The organism is Vibrio sp. 2132-1 (genome assembly GCF_033344315.1).
Genome location: NZ_JAWPON010000015.1, coordinates 1 through 15,626, shown reverse-complemented (window position 1 = coordinate 15,626; position 15,626 = coordinate 1). Strand labels below are relative to the sequence as shown.

Sequence of the window (15,626 nt, the reverse complement as noted above, 5' to 3'; positions counted from 1 at the left end):
AAGTAAATGGCTTTGAAAACGTCTGAATTAAACGCGAAATTATTTGGCAAAACGAATAAGCGTCGTGTTGTGACTCCGCAAGAGGCGCAAACAGCGGCAAAAGAGAAAGCTCAAACGATTGAACTAGCAGTTGCAGGTGAAAATATTGTTCAGTTTGAACTTGTGCGTATTCCTGCAAATAAAGTTGCGACAGAAACAACAGTATTTGTTGATAACGCTCGTGAGCAATCGTTCTTAAACGAACATGCTTTATCTGATGTTTTAGTCACACTCAAAGAGCGTGGCCAACAATATCCAGCTGTGGGTCGTAGAACTGAAGATGGCAAGATCGAAGTTTTAGATGGTAGCCGTCGTCGCATGTCTTGTATCCTCGCTGAACAAGATTTTTTGGTTTATGTTGCTGACAACATCAATACTGACCATGCTAAGTTTTTGTCTGATGTGGCAAATGCTCACAAACCGCTCTCTTTATACGAAAAAGGTAAAGAGATGCAGGCTAAGCTTGATAGTGGTGAAGCTGAGGATCAGAAAGCATTGGCAAAAATGTTCCAGTGCAGTGAAGCGTTGGTAAGCGGCGCTTTAAAAGCCGCAGCATTACCGTTAGAACTGCTTCAAGCGTATCCGAATGTTGGCGATCTCGGTCGTCCAACTATCGTGAAACTGCACAAACAGTTTTCAACGCTGACGCCAGAGCAGCAGCAAGAGCTGTTAGATAAATGCCGCTCTAGCGAAGGGTTTTTATGGCAGCGAAGCACAGCTCAAGGCGTTGCTCGTCTGACAAAAGAAGTCACGGAAAGCATCGAAAATTGGATTACTGAACTTGCACCAGCAAAACCTGGTAAGAAGACGGAAAAAGTCGACTTAGTTAAAGGTCGAGCAAGCTACAGCCGAAAAGGTAGCAGTCTGGCGTTGAACTTGAAGAAAGTTGACGACAGCTTGATGGAAGAGATTCTTGCCTTTGTGCAAAACAAGCTGCAATAACAAAAGATGATTGAATCAACCGCCTCCGGGCGGTTTTTTTATATCTGAGAAGCGTCAAATTAAAGATGTGATACCATTGTGTCAGTTCAACGTTGGATAGACAAAATGCAGACACAATCTGATTTCCTTTCATCACTTCAACATCAAGCTCACCAATCTTTCCAAAGGATTGGTGTAGTCATTCAAGGCGAGGCTTCTTGGCAAAATGCGTTGATGTCAGAGTTCCATAAAACGCAGCGCCATCAACGTTGGTTTTCTGTTGGTGATTTTGGTTTGAAAAACGTATCCAGTGTTTCGTCTAAACAAGGGCACATGTTGCTAGGCAGAGAGTGTGACGTTCTATTGTTTGATGCTCGAAATGGCTTTGACGCAAATAGTTTTACCGCCGCGCTTGGCTCATTGGTTGGCGGCGGTTTTCTTATTGTCATTACTGAGCCGCGACAACCAACGAATTTTGCTCAGCAATGGATGCACAAACAATGGGAGAAGCTCGTTGTTATTGAGCAAGACAAACCATTGCCAACGGCTCCAGACATCAAGCAAGCAGAAAAAGAAAGCCACTACACGGAACAAGAACATGCCATTTCTCTAATTGAAAAGGTGGTAACTGGACATCGAAAGCGACCGTTAGTTTTGACCGCTGATCGTGGGCGCGGAAAAACAAGTGCCCTCGGCATTGCGTGTGCGAACTTATTACAGCAGAAGCCGCTTAGAATCTTAATTACGGCACCATCTATAAAAGCCGTTGAGCCTGTTTACCAACATGCTTTACGTTTACTCCCTAGCGCACAGCGTATTAAGAAGGACAGATTAGAATCAGGCCAGGGAGCCATTCAATTCATTGCTCCTGACGAACTTCTATCGAGCAGACCTGAATGTGATTTGTTACTTGTCGATGAAGCGGCTGCAATTCCAGTTCCTATGCTCAAAAGCATTACCGAACATTATCATCGACTCGTTTTTTCTACGACTGTTCATGGTTATGAAGGTTGTGGCCGGGGCTTTACGATTAAATTTGTTGATTGGCTTCAGAAACAGCGTTCGGGAATGAAAACATGGCACATGACACAGCCCATCCGCTGGAGCATGAATGATGCGCTTGAATCATGGCTCTATGACGCGTTTTTGTTGGATGCGGAGTTAACGCACCATCAACTTAAACAGGTCGACTCAATTTCCCTTTCTAAAGCCGATAAGAACAATTTGATATCGCAGCCTAGTTTGCTGCGTGAGTGCTTCGCTCTTTTGGTGAATGCTCATTATCAGACCTCGCCGAATGATTTGATTCACCTATTGCAAGACGACAACAGTCAGCTCTATTTTGCTAAGCAAGATAATGCGGTTGTGGGGGTGATATTAGCGGTCGAAGAGGGGGGCCTTGACGATGAATTGATTGAAGAAATCCAGCTTGGTAAGCGTCGTCCTAAAGGACACTTAGCCCCAATTACGATTGCAAACCACCTAGGATTCCCGAATGTCGCGAATCTATCGACGCTGCGAGTCATGAGAATTGCGGTTCATCCAGCATTGCAAGGCAAAGGCATTGGTCAAAAAATTCTGCAGCAACTTGAGCAAATGGCTGCTAAACACATTGCCTACTTATCCACGAGTTTTGGTGCGACGGAAGAGTTGCTCTATTTCTGGCGACAATCGAACTTCCGTACAATTCGCTTAGGGTCAATGCGCGATGCTGCTAGCGGTTGTTATTCAGTCTTGATGGTCAAACCTTGTGATTCCCAACAGACGGCTTGGGTCGACCAATCTCAGGCGCTATTTGAAGAAATGTTGTCTAACAATGTGGCTGACGTCTATCCAAAATTAGAAGCCCCTATTTTTCGAGCTCTATTGCCGCAACCTTTGGGAATGAGTCCACTTCATCCCGCTAAGTTATTACTAATTGAATGTTATGCTGATGGTGGTAACAGTTATGAGTCTGTGTCTGTGTGGCTTCAACAGTGGTTACTTAATTTAGGTTTGAACTCCGCTTCCGACTTGATGATTAGTAAGCTTTTTCTTAACCGTAGTTGGACTGAATGTGCTCAGCAATTTGGTTTACCTGGAAGAAGGCAAGTTGAGCAGCAGTTAAGGGACGAAGTAAGACACATTTGGAGCGATTTACACTGTAAACAATAAAGGGAAATTTACACTGTAAATGAAATTATTGGGAGCTGATTTTACACTGTAAATCCAGCTCCTTTTTGTTTCAGCGTGTATTTTGATTGAGCCTTAGGCTAAATCGAGTTTTCTCTTAATATCCTGTTTAACCGTTATTGATGGATTACTTTCTTTAGTGACGTGAGCCCTATAATAAGAAATGCGAGGTTTGTTCAGAAAACGGATTTGGTTAGACTGAAAGTGTTGATGGGAAGCAAAGTGGTAAGGGTATGTGGAAGCTGTGTCTTGAGTTATCTGAAGATAAGATCAAGGTGATAGCCCGTCTTCCGGGTGAAGTGGATCTCGGTGGTGAGCTAAATCAAAATGAATTAAACGAGCAGCTCGTCGCAATGAACGCTGAAAAGATGTTTATTGTAGAGGGGGAAGTCGTTAGGTTCATTAACTGCGCCAAAGAACGTAAAGCTGAAGCTTACGAAGGCATCGTCATTGCAGAAAAACGCAACGCACAAGTTGAGGTCGAATTGTCGAATAATGACATGCTCGCCAGTATGAACGTTGTCGGCGCGTACGGAGGCCGAGGTTTACGTGGCCCCGAGATTGTTCAAGCTCTTGCTCAAGCGCGAGTTTCGAAAGGCATCAACAAACTGGCTTTGAAGAAAGTGTTGGTTGTCAGCACTCAGCTCAAACCTGGCGAAACTTTTTCTCAACCTGTAGCGGTTGGTAAGCAACCTATCAAAGGCAAAGACGCTCTTTTTACTCCTCTTGTTAAAGACATCACCAAACGCATCCTCAAACCCAAAGACGGCCAATCTGCTAGCGACAAAATTGATTTACGTAATCTCGGTGAAACTATCGCGGTTGGCGTAGGCGATGAGGTGATGCGCCGAACGCCTGCGACCAAAGGCACGCCTGGTTTTACTGTTCAAGGGCGAGTGATTCCTCCACAAGCCGGAAAAGACAGCCCAATGAAGCCAGGCAAGGGCACCGAGATAAGCAAGCAAGACCCAAACCTATTGATTGCATCGGTATCCGGTACGCCTCTGATTAAAGACAAAACCATTGAAGTTGATAACGCACTCTGTCTCAATAGCGTTGGCGTGAATACAGGTCACGTGAAATTCAAAGGGAATGTGATTATCGGTGGCAACATTGAATCTGGCATGATTGTTAAAGCGACGGGTTCTATTACTGTAGGCGGCTTCATTGAATCGGCTGACGTACAAGCGCAAGACGACATCCAAGTTGGTAAAGGGATCATTGGCCACACCGTGAGTGATGGCCAGCCAAAGAGTTGTCACGTCAAAGCCAAAGGTTCGATTCGTGCCAGCTACGCCCAATATTGTGATTTGCAAGCCGGCGAAGATATTGAGTTGGCGGTGCACAGCATGAATAACGATATTGTTTGTGGGCGCAATCTGACGGTGCTAGACGCGAACGGTAGGAACGGCACGCTCAGCGGCGGAGATGCAAAAGTCGGTGGCAAAGTGGTGTGCTTACAATTGGGCGTAGAAGGCGACACCGCCACTAAGGTAGAAGCGTTCGCACGCTATTCTGCATTTAAGGAGCGATTAGCTGAGCTTAAAGAACAATACAAACGCGCTCAAGAAGGCACGATGGATGTGATTCGTAAAGAGCTCGAATTTAAGAAACGTCCTAAAGCCGAACGTACCGACGAAGAACAAGCTCAGATTGACGTGATGAAAACACAAAACAACGAGCAGCTTGAAGCGATAAAGCAAAAGCTAGAACAAACGGAACATGACTTTGAAGTCGCGTTAGAAGAAAATATTGTCGAAGCCAAAGAGCGTGTATTCACTCGCGTGACGGTGCAGTTTGGCGACGAACAAGTAACGACAAAGCGCACTCATGGCGGTTGTTCGTTCCGTTTCAATCAATACGAAATTAAAGTCTCGGCGAACTTGGAAGAAGAGGACGTCGCTGCGGTTTAAGCTTTCTTACTCACTGAGCCCACACGTCGCAACAAGATGTGTGGGCTTTTTTATCTACAAATCGACAATGTGCTCTTGATAGTAGTCCGCAAGCGCACCCACTTGGCTGCTACACATTACTTTCATTGCTTGTTTAATGTGTTCTATTGGCCAGTTCCACCATTGGATATTGAGTAGAGTTTCAATCTCTTTATCGCTGAATCGTTGACGTACGACTTGGTTGTTTCCAACCACCACAGAATAAGGTTGCACGTCTTTCGTCACTACGGCGCGTGCTCCGACGACGGCTCCATCGCCGATGTTTACTCCGGGCATGATCATCGCCTCACTGCCAATCCAAACATCATTTCCCACCACTGTGTCTCCGGCACGCTCGAAACCGTCTTGTACGCCTTCTCCAAATTCTTCAGGAGAGAAGGGGAAGGTCGAAATCCAGTCAATGCGATGACCTTGGTTTCCTGCCATCATGAAGGTGGCTCCAGAAGCGATGGAACAAAACTTGCCAATGATTAATTTGTCGATGCTATCGGGTTCTCTACTTTGCCATTCTTGAAGTGTGACGGGGTCACCCAACAAGTAGCGTACCGCTTGCTCTTCGAAGCTTTTTTGATGATAGAAGCCCGAGTAATAGCTGTAATCGCCAACGATGATATTGGTATTAGTGATGTGATCTTTAATGACTTGACCTTTTAACCACGTGTCGAAAACACTCATAACTCATCCTTTCAAATTTAGGTTGTACAGAGTTTAGAGGCTTTCTATTATTTCCAGTAGTTTGATTTTAGAGATTCAGAATTACTGTATGGAAATAAAATGGCTCAGCTACGTACCACTTTACGTCGCTTTGTGCGAGGAGCGAAGTATTGCTGGCGCAGCAAAGCGCCTGAATTGTTCGAATGCGCATGTAAGTCGGCAACTTAAACAGCTTGAAGACATATTGTCGGTGCAGCTTATTCAGCGAACTACGCGCCAGTTTAATTTGACCTACGATGGTTTGCGGTTTTATCAGCAGGTAAAGCAACTGCTCGAAGGCGCTGAGCAGATCAATGAGCAAGTCATGGCAAACGAGATCGTATCGGGAAAATTGAGAATAGCGGCGTCTGCTTCTTTCGGAGCCGCGTTACTCAGCCAAACATTGATCGAGTTTCGATTGCAACATCCACAAGTGAGCGTCGAAGTGATCTTCACAGAGACACCTCTCGACTTGATTGAGGCTGGGTTTGATATCGCATTCTACTTTACCGATACTCCTCCAGAGGGATACGTCGGCCATCAGCTACGCACTTTACACTGTAAACCGATCGCTCATCGCTCGTATTTAGCTGATAAACCAAATGTAAGTACGCCAGAGGAGCTTGGTGACTTAGAGCACATCCTTTATAAAAGTCGCGACTTGGTGTTAGATAAGTGGACGTTTACGCATAAGCAAACTCAACAGCAGTGCAGCATTGAGTTAGAAAGTACGCTGAGTTTTAATCTTGTCCAGTCCATGTTGGATGCTACTTTGGCTGGCTGTGGTGTAGCCATGTTAGATGAATTTGCACTGGCTAAACTCGACCCTGCACAAAAAGAAAAACTCGTGAGTTTGCTGCCAGAATGGCAAACGGATGCGATTTTGCCGCTTTATCTGCTTTACCCAAAACGTGAGCACTTACCAAGAAGAACGCGAGCGTTCATTGATCACTTTAGGAACATATATTCTGTCGGCGAATAGCGACAACAAACTTAGCAACAATTGAGGAAGCAAAGGAATGCGAAAACACTGTATTGCGATTGGCGGTGGGGGCTGGATGATGGGAGAGAATCCGAGCCCACTCGATCAATACATTTTGTCTTTGTCTGGTAAGGAGAATCCAAACATTTGTTTTCTACCGACAGCCACGGGAGACGCCGATGAAGTGATTGAACGTTTTTACGATGCGAAGCTTAGTGAAAACGTGACCCATTTTCCGCTGTTTAAGTTTGAAGCTGGTTGGAAAGAAACGCTATTTGAACAAGACATCATTTACGTCGGTGGCGGTAATACGCGTTCGATGTTGGCCATTTGGCGCGAATGGGGTATCGATAGAATACTCAAGCAGTGTTATGAACAAGGCATCATCATTTGTGGCATGAGCGCAGGTGCAATTTGTTGGTTTGAGTTTGCGGTGACAGACAGTGATCCCGAAGCATACCAAGTTATGCGTTGTCTTGGATTTATTGACGGTTTGGCTGCGGCGCATTTTTCTCATGTAGGTGAGAAGTTCGAGGTTTTCCAAGCCTTTGCTCGTTCTCAACCGAGCATCACTTGTTATGGCATTCACGATTATGCGGCATTGCACTTTGTCGATGGAAAATTGTTAGCTACTGTCACCAGCTTTCCTGATGCCGGTGTGTTGGTTAAAACAGGTAACGAAGAAAACATATTGCGAGGATGAGCTTCTTCAAATCAGCATTAAAGGCAATAACTACTGACCGGACATAGAAGAAGCTCATGGATTCAGCTAACTTACATTAAGTATCGTGCTTACAGCTCGTAACGCAGACCTAAGTGGTAGTAGCTTTCGTCTGCGTGTGCACCGCCAAACGAGACTTCTTGTCCATTGCTGTAGCCACGCGAGCCGTTACGATCAACGTAGTTTGTGTAGATAGAAGAACGAGGCGTCAGTTTGTATTGCACTTCTAGCGTTGTATCTTTCAGCTCTAGCTCGTCACCATCACTGTTTTCTAAAGAACGATAACCAGCACGCAGTACCCATTTGTCATTTACACTGTAAACCGCCGTTAGTTCCATCACTTTGTCGGTACTGGTTTGTGAGTAATAGCCCTCTAGTTCATCTTCCGAGTACAACGCACCCAACATCAAATCACCTAGGTAGTAACGCGTACCTGCGCCCCAGAATGTGTAATCGGTGTCGTTGCTTTCACGTGCATCACCTTTATTCTTCTGCATCGCTATCACTGGTGCCAAGGTACCCAAATTCCCCATGTCTAGCGTATAACGCAGTGCAGCGTTGTAACCGTAGTCGAGCTCAGAAGTGTTGTTTCCTAAAATGTACGCGACAGAAAAATCGACATTACCTAGGCTGTTTTGGTATTGCAGCGTGCCATCTTGACGGAAAACTTGCGTTGCGGTTTTGTCGACTTTATTCGCTTGGCGCGCCATAGAAACATCGGAAGAGGCGAACACATCACCAATGTCGGTAAACATAATCAACCCAGATGCCACGCGACCACCAGTAATGCGACCATAATCTTTCGCATCAATACCCGCCCATACATAACGTGCGGTCAGAGACGGTTTGTCGTTTACTTGGTTTGCGTATTCAGCGGCACCCACTTGGTATTGCGCTTGGCCGATGATCGACGCGTACTCGTTGATGGTTTGTGAACCGTTTAAACCAATACGGCCATCAAACTCGCCATTTGCATCGCCGTGCTCGTCATTTTTACTGGTGACATTGAAACCAAGACGAGAGTATATATTTAAAACTGACCCATCTTCCGCTTGATACAGCTGCGCTGCCATTGTGTTTGATGCCATCAATGTTGGGAGAAGTAGAGTCAAAATGTGCTTTTTCATGATTAACGACCTTTCATTTCTATTGTTTTAGGTACGACAAAGCCTCTTCCGAGTAACGGAATAAGAAAAATTGTCGTGAAGTAGAGAGAGGGTACGCCCTTGTTTGCCAAGGGCGCGAGCTAGTCCATTCCTATAGGGGAAGAATGATTTAGCTTAAATCGACGTCTTTGCAGCCAAAGAAGTAAGTCGCGAGGAAGCCGACGATGTAAGAGATAAGCAGTCCGGCAACAAACACCATCATGCCCGGGAAGATGCCATTTTCAGATGTCATGAGAGGAATCGCCACGATACCGGACGGGCCAAACACCGTATTAAGACCAACTGGTAAGCCAAGGTAAGAAACTAAACCGATAAAGAAGCCGCCCGCAGCACCACCAATACAAGCGGTAACGAATGGTTTTACGCGTGGTAATGTCACGCCGTAAATCAATGGTTCGCCAATGCCTAGAAGACCCGGAATAATAGCGCCTTTAACTTGAGTGCGCAGTAGAGCGTCTTTTTTGGCTTTGAAATACAGCGCCATTGACGCGCCAACCTGACCGCCACCAGCCATTGCCAGGATAGGGAATAGCGAGTTAAAGCCCTGTGCTTCCATCAATGCGAAGTACACTGGAACAAAACCCTGGTGGATGCCAAATACCACAGAAATTAAGAACAAACCTGCCAAGATTGCAGCGCCTAATGGGTTATCGTTTAAGTTGAGGAACAACCAAGACATCCCTTTAAATAACTCGCCGCCGATCGGCATTATGATCAAGAAGGTTACCGCACCCATGATCAATAGAGTGATAACGGACGTTAAGATCATGTCCAGATCATCAGGCATGTATTGACGAACCTTACGCTCGACTTGTGCACCGATGATCGCTGCCAAAAGTACGCCGATAATGTTGCCGCGCGGATCAATCGCAAAGCCGAAAAACTCGTTCATGCCAGAGTAAATGCCGGATGTAGCCTCTGGGTTGTAACCCAGCACAAACAAAGAGGCGAGAATGGCACCATTAACACCAGAGCCGCCAAACGCTTGCTGCGCGTTGTAGCCAATCAGAATACTTAGGAAAGCAAACAGACCCTTACCAAAGACTTTCATGTAGGCGATCAAATCCAACATAAACTGGCTTGGTGTCTGGTCGAGAACAAACATTTGTTCCAATAACGTCGCAAAACCTAACAACAGACCAGCGGCAATAAAACCAGGGATCAACGGCGTAAAGATGGTGGCAAACTTGCTTAAAAAACGCTGAACCGCACTGGTTTGTTTGCTCTTCATCTGTTTTTTCTGCTCGGCCGCGACGGCAGAAAGATCTTGTTGCGGCATATCTGCTTCTTCACTGTCACCAGAGGTTAAGCTGTCGATCAATTGATTCATCATCTCAGCCGCTTGTTGAGCTTTTCCGGGACCGAGAATGATCTGAAACTGCTCATCGCTTTCCACCACACCCATTACGCCGGGAATTTGCTTGATAACTGATTGATCAGCCAAGCCATTGTTGGCGAGCGATAAACGCAAACGCGTCATACAGTTACCACATTTGCTTACGTTGTTACTGCCACCCACTGCGGACAGCAACTGCGATACTGTGTTTGAAGTTATTTTTGCCATAGGGTCTATCCTTCAGAACTCGGATTATTTAGTTATTATTTAGTGCTGCGCGAATAAAGCCGTTGTGCGCGGCGAGGCGTGATTTGGCTTGTTTGGCATCCAAATCGGCCAAAATCATTAAGATGGCGGTTTTGCAGTGGCGACCGCAGGCATTTAATGCTCGCTCTGCTTCTTCTTTTGATGCGTCGGTTGCTTCCACAACAATGTTGGTTTGGCGTTGGATGAGCTTGGCGTTAGTGGCTTCTACATCCACCATTAAGTTGCCAAATACCTTACCGCTACGAATCATTGCGCCTGTCGTGAGCATGTTTAGCACCAGTTTTTGTGCGGTGCCAGCTTTCATGCGAGAAGATCCAGTGACAACCTCTGCGCCAACTATCGGCAGAATCGCGATGTCGGCCGCTTCTGCCATGGCACATTCTGGATTACAGGCGATAGATGCGGTCGTGGCTCCGATGGATTTAGCGTAGTCCAAACCACCTAGTACATAAGGTGTACGGCCACTCGCTGCAATGCCTACAACCACGTCATGCTTGGTGAGGTGAAGTGCTTTTAAGTCGTCTTGACCCATTTTCGCGTTGTCTTCTGCGTTTTCTACCGCTTTTAAAATCGCTTGATGTCCACCAGCAATTAAGCCAATCACCATATCTGGATGCGTGCCGTAGGTAGGAGGACACTCGCTTGCATCAAGAATGCCTAAGCGACCTGACGTACCAGCTCCCATGTAAATTAAACGGCCACCATTTGCAAAAGCTTGGGTAATTGCGTCAACTGTCTCTGCAATTTGTGGTAGCACCGCTTTTACCGCGAGCGGGACTTTTTGATCCTCTTCATTAATGACTTGCAGCATCTCGATGGTCGAAAGCGTATCGATCTCGGCACTGGCTGGGTTACGGCTTTCTGTCACCAATCTGCTTAAATCAATTTTCATGTTTTGCACTCTTCGTAATGTTCAATCTGAGGGCGATTTTATGGAATAAAATATTCAGGTTTGGTGATAAAAATCACACTTGAGGTTATTCTTTATGCAGGAGAAATTTGGAATAATGAGAGAAAACATACGTCTATTACGTCCGGGATTAACTGTCTTGGTTAGAATAATCAGGGGGTTAAATCAAACGCCTATTATTTCTGATTTGGAATAATTTATTTAAAGTTTTTGAGGTTTTTGTTGTGTCAGTTATCAATAAGATAGTCGCGAGGCGTACTCAGCTTTCGCAAAGTGGTCGTTTGGTTGGCGATTGGATTGTTGAAAACGCAGAAAAGGCGGCGCTGCTCACCAGCCAAGAACTTGCGGCGCAAGTAAAAGTGAGTCAATCGAGCATTGTGAAATTTACTCAGCGTATCGGCTTTAAAGGTTACAGCGAGTTTAAGTTAGCTCTGAATGAAGAGATTGGCCGTAAGCATGCGATGCAGTCGACACCGCTGCACAGTGATATTTTGGCTGACGACCCCATTGCGGTAATTTCACAGAAACTGGTGAAAGCGAAAACCGACGCTATGTTTCAAACCACCAATACGCTGTCTTACGAAGCGTGTCACCAAGCGGTGAAATGGTTGAGTGAAGCGCGTCGAGTGCAAGTGGTCGGGATTGGGGGCTCTGCACTGACCGCCAAGGATTTAAGCTTTAAACTGCTTAAACTTGGTATTACGGCGCTTTCTGAACAAGACAGCCACGTGCAGATTGCTGTTGCCCGCACGCTCTCTCCAGAAGATGTTCAGATCGCAATCTCGTTTTCGGGTGAGCGCAAAGAAATTCTCGTCGCGGCAGAAGCGGCAAAAGAGCAGGGCGCGAAGGTGATTGCGTTATCTGCGCCTGGAAGAAGTCGCTTGCGCGGTATTGCCGATATTACGTTTGATACGATTGCCAATGAAACGGAACATCGCAGCTCATCCATTGCTTCGCGTACCGCGCAAAACGTGATCACCGATTTGCTGTTTATCATCTTGGTTCAGCAAAGAGACGACAGTGCCCGTCAGTTGATCAGCGATATTAGTACCGACATCAAACAGATCCTCACATGATCGCTTGTTTAACAGCGGACTAGAGATCCGGATCGTGCCTCAGCAAAGCAATAAAAGCGGAGAGATGTTTTTCAATGGTGAGATCGGCAGAAATCGCGGGTAATTCCAACGTGATGCAAGGTAAATCACGTTCACTACACCAAGTGCCGAATGAGCCGGGTGTTTCGTAGTCGACATCGTCTACAATTGGCAGTTGGAACTGCTCGCGGAGCCATTTGGCAAGGTCGGAATGTTTGGGATCATCCACAAACGCAAGCGGTTCATGAAACGACACCACAAACTTTGGCTTGCGCAGTTCAATCAAGTTAATTAAAGCGCTAACTTCAGGCTCTAGTTGATTTTTAGTGCCAGTTTTCACCTGTACGTCTCGAACGGGGGTGTGAGAACTCCATCGATACACTGTGCCATGCTCAGTCCAATTTTGGGTTGGAAACGCGCGATTGAGATCCACTTGGTTTGCATTTGCGCGTGTGCCTAGCTGGTTGCCGTCAGGATTCATTGACAGAATCACATCATGTCGTAAGTTTTCAGCAGGCAAGCTTCTTAGCGCGCAGGACAAACCTGCAATCGAGGCTGTCTCATCCCCGTGAGTGCCTGCCAAAATCAAACCTCGTGAAGCACTTTCGACTTGAGCCGGAAAATACAGTAATGGCGCACCAAGCACGGATTGACCGTATGATGTTGGCCGAATTAAAAATGCCGCTCTTTCCGTTCTTGGAATTAGACTCACCGTAATCTCCTGATTGATGAAGTAGTATCAATATCTAAGCTAATTACACCTAGCTAAACTGAACCGTTTAAACTCGTCAACGGTTGAAATGTTAATTGTGGCACTTGCTTCACAAGACGCGTTAGGAGAACGAAAAACGATATGGATTTTAAAAAACATTCAACGGCGTTGCTGATTTCCTCTTTATTCACCCCTTTTCTTGCTACATCAGTTGCTGCGGAGACCTTACCTAAAGGCATTCAACTTGCCGCAGAACAGCATTTAGTACGTGCGAATGACGCAGAGGCGGCGACGCTTGACCCAGCGAAAGCCGAAGGTCTGCCAGAAATGCATGTGATTCGTGACTTATTTGAAGGGCTTGTGATTCAAGATCGTGACGGAAACATTATTCCCGGTGTGGCAGAATCATGGGAAACCAAGGATAACCAAACCTTTACTTTTCACTTGCGCAAAGACGCGAAATGGTCGAATGGCGAGCCTGTGACAGCGGATGATTTTGTCTATTCACTGCGCCGAGCGGTGGACCCGAAGACCGCTTCTCCAAATGTTTGGTATCTCAAACTCACCAAGATCAAAAACATCGCCGATGTAGCAGAGGGCAAAAAGCCTTTGGACGATCTCGGTATCAAGGCAGTGGATAAATACACCCTACGTTTTGAGTTGGACAGTCAAGTGCCGTACTTTGTTGCTATGACTGGGCACACGTCCATGATGCCAGTGCATCAAGCGACAGTGGAAAACCGCGACAAGCCGTGGAGCGATCCAGACCAATTTGTTAGCAACGGTGCATTCACATTGGATAAGTGGGTCGTGAATGAACGCATTGAATTGGTTAAGAGTCCAAGTTACTGGGACAGCGCAGATACGCATCTAAACAGAGTGACTTACATTCCGTTTGAAAACCAAAACGCGTCGATCAATCGTTATGCGGCAGGAGTGCTGGATATCACGTCAGATGTGCCGACTCATATGGCGCAGAAGCTTAAACAAGATTACAAGCAGGCTTACACGGTGGTGCCATTGTTGTGCACGTATTACTACGCGTTCAATACCACTCGTCCGCCATTTGATGATGTGCGAGTGCGTCAAGCGGTGTCGTACTCCATCATGCGCGATGTGATTACGAATGGTGTCACGCAAGTGGGCAACCTTCCTGCTTATACTTTTGCGCATCAGTACACCGCAGGGTTTGATGCGACGCCGCCTGAATACAGTAAGTGGAGTCAGCAACAACGTGACGAGAAAGCGCGTCAGTTGTTAAAAGAAGCGGGTTACAGCCAAGACAAGCCGCTCGATTTTAAATTGCTGTACAACACCAGTGAGGCAAACAAATCGATCGCCGTTGCAATAGCCTCGATGCTACACAAGAATCTCGGTGCAAACGTGGAGTTAGAAAACCAAGAGTGGAAGTCGTACTTAGTGGCGCGTAAACAAGGCAATTTCGATGTGATGCGCGCGTCTTGGTGTGGTGATTACAATGAAGCGTCTACTTTCCTGAGTTTATTGCGTTCAGGTTCCTCGGGTAACTTTGCACGTTACAGCAGTGAAGCGTACGACAACGCGATGAACAGTGCATTGGCTGCAACCAATGAGAAAGCGCGCCAAGGTTTCTATGATCAAGCCGAGCAATTGTTGGCGGCGGATATGCCAATCGCACCGATTTACTACTACATGCAAGCGCGTTTGGTTCGTCCTACGGTTGGCGGTTTTGCCAAGAACAACGTAGAAGGTCGTATCTACTCGAAAGACCTCTACATCAAGAAGTAGCGCTCAAAACAATCGATAAATATGAAGCCCCGAAGATGTATCTTACGGGGCTTCTTTTTATTGTTAGCGAGTGGAGAGCTTATTCACGAGCATAGCGACTCGTTTGCCAAGATACTCCGCCGTTGCAACATCAGAAGCATGCAACTGACCACCTTCACCACCTTGTGCAACAATACCACCTTGTACACCATAACGATTCAGGTTTTGCTCCCCAGAATTGCTGATCTTATCCAACCCGACCCACATCATGCCGTGTTGGTTAGCGAGCGTTTGTAGATATTGTAATGTGCAAGATTGGTCGCCATTCATTGCCCCACCACTGGTAAAGCCAGCCGCGATTTTGCTCGCCCATTTTTGGTAATACCAAGATTCACTGCTTGCATCTGCAAATGCTTTAAACTGCGCTGCTACACCGCCCATATAGGTCGGTGAGCCAAAGATAATCGCATCACACTCAGCAAGTTCATCCATTAGTTTAGGGTTCACAAAACGTCCCTCAATAATCTCACTGCCTTCAATTCGGTGAGAGAGGATTTCACATTCATCTTGCTGCTTAATGCCTTGTTGTTCAACGCCTGCGGCAATCACGCGAGCAAGCTGACCAGTAATGTCGGTTTTAGAGAAATAAATAATCGCAATTTTGGACACAATGGTTCCTTTTTTCATTGTTGATTTTTAATCGTGCGACTAAGGCTAAAACCTCAAGCTAAGTTGAGGTCAACACTAAAACTTAAAAAGAAGTGCATTAAAAAGCCGATGTAGATACATCGGCTTTTTAGTGGGTTATGTGCCGTCCTAAATAAGGTTGACACTTTCTACCCCCAAAATTGGAGAGTGTTATGAAATCAACAACTAAAAGAACTCAGCGCGATTACTCCCTCGCTTTTAAACTCA

General features: G+C 46.1%; 13 protein-coding genes. 7 read left to right on the top strand and 6 right to left on the bottom strand.

Annotated features, from left to right (window positions below):
* Window positions 1-6: 6 nt before the first annotated feature.
* The 3 genes from R8N47_RS16920 (at window position 7) to R8N47_RS16910 (ending at window position 5,045) form a co-directional block, all read left to right on the top strand.
* Entirely contained in the window at window positions 7-981 is a 975-nt protein-coding gene (locus R8N47_RS16920; protein ID WP_042522297.1) for a ParB/RepB/Spo0J family partition protein, read from the top strand.
* Window positions 982-1,086: 105 nt separating this feature from the next.
* Window positions 1,087-3,114 carry a tRNA(Met) cytidine acetyltransferase TmcA gene (locus R8N47_RS16915; protein ID WP_042522295.1) on the top strand — a complete coding sequence of 676 codons (2,028 nt, stop codon included), beginning with the start codon at window positions 1,087-1,089 and terminating at the stop codon, window positions 3,112-3,114.
* A gap of 251 nt (window positions 3,115-3,365) precedes the next feature.
* A complete protein-coding gene (locus tag R8N47_RS16910) occupies window positions 3,366-5,045 on the top strand; it encodes a DUF342 domain-containing protein (RefSeq protein ID WP_064354434.1) in 1,680 nt (559 codons plus the stop codon).
* A 54-nt stretch (window positions 5,046-5,099) separates the two neighbouring features.
* On the opposite strand, the gene catC is transcribed toward R8N47_RS16910, so the two are convergent.
* On the bottom strand, window positions 5,100-5,759 hold the full coding sequence (gene catC, locus R8N47_RS16905; RefSeq protein WP_025768711.1) for a type C chloramphenicol O-acetyltransferase: 660 nt from the start codon (window positions 5,757-5,759) through the stop codon (window positions 5,100-5,102).
* 88 nt (window positions 5,760-5,847) lie between these two features.
* On the opposite strand from catC, the gene R8N47_RS16900 reads away from it, so the two are divergent.
* A complete protein-coding gene (locus R8N47_RS16900) occupies window positions 5,848-6,759 on the top strand; it encodes a LysR family transcriptional regulator (protein WP_017635661.1) in 912 nt (303 codons plus the stop codon).
* A 37-nt stretch (window positions 6,760-6,796) separates the two neighbouring features.
* Window positions 6,797-7,462 carry a peptidase E gene (locus R8N47_RS16895; RefSeq protein ID WP_054575283.1) on the top strand — a complete coding sequence of 222 codons (666 nt, stop codon included), beginning with the start codon at window positions 6,797-6,799 and terminating at the stop codon, window positions 7,460-7,462.
* A gap of 89 nt (window positions 7,463-7,551) precedes the next feature.
* Here the strand turns inward: R8N47_RS16895 and R8N47_RS16890 are convergent, their stop codons facing one another.
* The 3 genes from R8N47_RS16890 to murQ form a co-directional block, all read right to left on the bottom strand.
* Window positions 7,552-8,607 (bottom strand): porin, encoded by a 1,056-nt coding sequence (locus R8N47_RS16890; RefSeq protein WP_064354433.1) that lies wholly within the window; start codon window positions 8,605-8,607, stop codon window positions 7,552-7,554.
* A 148-nt stretch (window positions 8,608-8,755) separates the two neighbouring features.
* On the bottom strand, window positions 8,756-10,210 hold the full coding sequence (gene murP / locus R8N47_RS16885; RefSeq protein ID WP_062730872.1) for a PTS N-acetylmuramic acid transporter subunit IIBC: 1,455 nt from the start codon (window positions 10,208-10,210) through the stop codon (window positions 8,756-8,758).
* A 28-nt stretch (window positions 10,211-10,238) separates the two neighbouring features.
* Complete coding sequence (gene murQ / locus R8N47_RS16880) at window positions 10,239-11,141, bottom strand: N-acetylmuramic acid 6-phosphate etherase (RefSeq protein ID WP_064354432.1); 903 nt, start codon at window positions 11,139-11,141, stop codon at window positions 10,239-10,241.
* 242 nt (window positions 11,142-11,383) lie between these two features.
* Here murQ and R8N47_RS16875 point away from each other — a divergent pair, with 242 nt between their 5' ends.
* A complete protein-coding gene (locus R8N47_RS16875; RefSeq protein ID WP_033907250.1) occupies window positions 11,384-12,235 on the top strand; it encodes a MurR/RpiR family transcriptional regulator in 852 nt (283 codons plus the stop codon).
* A 19-nt stretch (window positions 12,236-12,254) separates the two neighbouring features.
* Here the strand turns inward: R8N47_RS16875 and mpaA are convergent, their stop codons facing one another.
* Entirely contained in the window at window positions 12,255-12,965 is a 711-nt protein-coding gene (gene mpaA, locus R8N47_RS16870; protein ID WP_064354431.1) for a murein tripeptide amidase MpaA, read from the bottom strand.
* A 141-nt stretch (window positions 12,966-13,106) separates the two neighbouring features.
* Between mpaA and R8N47_RS16865 the strand changes: the two genes are divergently transcribed.
* Window positions 13,107-14,732: an ABC transporter substrate-binding protein gene (locus R8N47_RS16865; RefSeq protein ID WP_064354430.1), complete on the top strand. Its 1,626-nt coding sequence runs from the start codon at window positions 13,107-13,109 to the stop codon at window positions 14,730-14,732.
* Between the two features lie 63 nt (window positions 14,733-14,795).
* Here R8N47_RS16865 and R8N47_RS16860 read toward each other — a convergent pair whose 3' ends face one another.
* Window positions 14,796-15,380, bottom strand: a complete 585-nt coding sequence (locus R8N47_RS16860) for a flavodoxin family protein (RefSeq protein ID WP_064354429.1) — start codon at window positions 15,378-15,380, stop codon at window positions 14,796-14,798.
* Window positions 15,381-15,626: the final 246 nt, after the last annotated feature.